Genomic DNA, 1484 nt, shown 5'->3' on the forward strand with positions numbered 1-1484 from the left:
GGCGTACCGATCGGGATGTCCGCCCCCGCGCCCATCCGCGACAACAGCGCCGCGAACGCCGCCCGCACCACCATGAACACACTCGCACCCGACTCGCGCGCAAGGTGGACGAGGCCCTGGTGCAGTTCCGCGTCGACGGCCACCGGCACGGTGCCGCCACGATGCGAGGAGACCGCCGGGCGGGGGCGGTCTGCGGGCAACTCCAACTGGCCCGGCAGAGTAGACAGTTGCTGCTTCCAGTACATGAGCTGACGGCTGATCATGCTGTCGGGGTCGGACTCCTCGCCGAGTACGTCCTGCTGCCACAGTGCGTAGTCCGCGTACTGCACCGGCAGCGGCTCCCAGCCCGGGGTGCGGCCCGTGGTGCGTGCCTCGTAGGCCAGCGCGACGTCACGCGCCAGCGGTGCCATTGACCAGCCGTCGCCCGCGATGTGGTGCAGGACGACGACCAGGACGTGCGTGGTGTCGCTGAGTCCGAACAACGATGCGCGCAAGGGAGTTTCGGCGGTCAGGTCGAACCCGTGCCGCGCGGCCTGGGCGATCGCTTCTGGGACCTCCTCCTCGCCGATCTGCCGTACCGGCATCTCCACCATGTAGTCCGTCGCGTCGAGGACACGCTGGACCGGCACACCGTCCTCGCCCTCGGGGAAGACCGTGCGCAGCGACTCATGACGCACGACGACGTCGGAGAGGGCTGCGCGCAGGGCGTCGCAGTCCAGCTGGCCTGTGAGCCGCAGGGCGATGGGCATGTTGTATGTAACGGACTCAGGTCCCTCGAGGCGGTTGAGGAACCACAGGCGGCGCTGCGCGAACGACAGCGGGATCTCCGCGGGGCGGCGCGCCGGGACCAGCGCCGTGCGGGCGCCCTGCGCGTCCGCTATGCGCGCGACCAGCTGCGCGACGGTCGGCGCCTCAAACATCGCGCGGGGCGGGACCTCCATGCCGAACACCGCACGGATGCGGCTGATCACGCGGGTGGCGTGCAGCGAGTGGCCGCCCAGTTCGAAGAAGCTGTCGTCGATACCGACCCGCTCCACTCCGAGCACCTCGGCGAAGACCGCGCACAAGACTTCCTCGCGGGCGTCACGCGGGCCACGTACGCGCCGCGCCTCGACGTAGTCGGGGGCGGGCAGGGCGTGCTTGTCGACCTTGCGGTGGGCGGTCAGGGGCAGCTCGGGCAGGGTGACCACGGCGGCCGGGACCATGAACTCGGGCAGCAACTCACCGACGTACTGGCGGATCTGGCCCGAGTCCAGGAACGTACCGGGCTGCGACGGGACGACGTAGGCGACGAGACGTTTGTCGCCCGGACGGTCCTCACGGGCCATCACCGTGGTCTGAGCGACCTCGGGGTGGGACAGGAGTGCCGCCTCGATCTCGCCCAGCTCGATACGGAAGCCGCGGACCTTGACCTGCTCGTCGGCACGGCCGACGTACTCGAGCTGTCCGTCGCGGCGGCGACGCACCACGTCACCGGTCCGGTA

At 70.3% G+C, this 1484-nt stretch carries 1 protein-coding gene; it reads right to left on the reverse strand.

Annotated elements, in window-relative coordinates:
- A partial coding sequence (locus tag ACH4DX_RS35710; RefSeq protein WP_398158154.1) for a condensation domain-containing protein occupies positions 1–1484 on the reverse strand: 1484 nt, incomplete at both ends.

The sequence above is a fragment of the Streptomyces sp. NPDC017940 genome (assembly GCF_044328435.1).
Taxonomy (GTDB): Bacteria; Actinomycetota; Actinomycetes; order Streptomycetales; family Streptomycetaceae; genus Streptomyces.